Source organism: Vibrio sp. 2033 (assembly GCF_033339735.1).
Genome location: NZ_JAWOVC010000080.1, coordinates 1 through 1456, shown reverse-complemented (window position 1 = coordinate 1456; position 1456 = coordinate 1). Strand labels below are relative to the sequence as shown.

Sequence of the window (1456 nt, the reverse complement as noted above, 5' to 3'; positions counted from 1 at the left end):
ACAAAACGGCTAAAGCAATCGGAAATTTCATAACGCTTTGCATCGGGAAATGGAAGTCGTTATTAATCTTCAAAGTATCCTTCTCATTGCTGTTGAATATTGCTACTCCTATTCTGGCATTTTTTGCCTTTAAAACATTCTCAATTTTCAAAGTTAAGTTGTCAGTTTGAGCATTTGAATACGCAATTGTAAAAAATAAACTTAACAATACTAATAATATCCTTTTTACGATTTTCATATGTCTGTACTCCTATCTGGTTAAATTACCGCTAACACCTGAATTAAGCCGCGCCGCGAAGCGGCGTCGGCTTGGACGAATTGTTAGGCCGCATATCGCGACCTGAAAGCGGCACGCAAGACCTCAACCTTTTCCGCCCCGAGTGAGGTGCATGCGAGCCTGTAGGACTCTATGTGCTTTGTAGGCCAGTCCACTGGTGGTACTTCATCGGCATAGTAAAAGTAATCCCAGATGATCGCCTCCCAGCTGTTACAACGGACTGGCCGCCCGGCGATGACGCCCTCAGCCGCCTCTGGGCACGAGCCCTGCGGAGCCTCCGCGATTTCATACGCTTCGTCTGCCCACCAAGCAGGTTCGCAGTCAAGTAACTCATCCCCGATCTCCGCTAAGAATCCATAGTCCAACTCCTCCATGACGCGCCCGCCGAGCATTTCAACTATTGCCTCGAGCTCGCCGCGCCTCTCGCCGGGAAACGTCAGATCAATATCATCGTGCTTGCGTGTTACACGCCCTAGCCGTGCATCGATCGCCCAGCCCCCACCGATCCAGAGCGGCAGATTTCGCTCATCTGCCGCAGCTAGAATTTTGTGTATCAATGTGACCTGCGTTGTGTCCATGCGGCCTAACGGTTTGGGCTATGGGCAGTGGCGGTTTGCGTGAGCCTTTCCTGTCAAACCGAGAAAACGCTCGGGCGGGCTACCGACTTTGCAAATTGCACTTCAACCCGCCATTGCCTATGAGCCAGTGTTAGCGGTAGTTTTTTATTTATTCAAATAGTAATCCCACGTTATTTTTGCAATGTCTGAAATAATCTTTTCATTAATTTCCGAAGTTTCTTTGGACTCTGCAACAAATACGCTTATAAAAATTAATTGTCCATTCGGTAAAGTAATTACCCCAACATCATTAGTGGCTGCTGCAATTCCATTATTTATTCCGGAAGTCCCTGTTTTATGAGCAACAATTGTATTCTTTGGTAATTGTCCTTTTAATCGGTTACTTCCTGTTGTTGTTTCTCTCATAATTTTCCAAATAAAATCATAACTTTTTTTAGAAAGTAATTGGTTCTTATTATTATAAGTATCTATTAACAGTTTGTTCATCGCTGTTGGGGTTGCCCAATTTTGATATTGGGTATTCCAATCCTTGTGCATTTGTTCTTCGTTTGCTTTGATTGAAATATCAGTGAAATGATTAGCATTCAAGAATTTTTGAACA

At 44.2% G+C, this 1456-nt stretch carries 3 protein-coding genes; all 3 read right to left on the bottom strand.

The window, feature by feature from the left end:
- The coding region (locus tag R7P74_RS24725; protein WP_443293321.1) for a hypothetical protein at window positions 1–238 on the bottom strand (238 nt) is incomplete at its 3' end.
- Between the two features lie 83 nt (window positions 239–321).
- Complete coding sequence (gene aadB, locus R7P74_RS24720) at window positions 322–855, bottom strand: aminoglycoside nucleotidyltransferase ANT(2'')-Ia (RefSeq protein WP_000381802.1); 534 nt, start codon at window positions 853–855, stop codon at window positions 322–324.
- Between the two features lie 144 nt (window positions 856–999).
- Window positions 1000–1456, bottom strand: a 457-nt coding sequence (locus tag R7P74_RS24715; RefSeq protein WP_318123288.1) for a serine hydrolase, incomplete at its 5' end; no start/stop codon positions are given.

Bases quoted from the DNA above. Each gene is read 5' to 3' on its own strand.
- aadB (WP_000381802.1), bottom strand. From the start codon at position 855: ATGGACACAACGCAGGTCACATTGATACACAAAATTCTAGCTGCGGCA.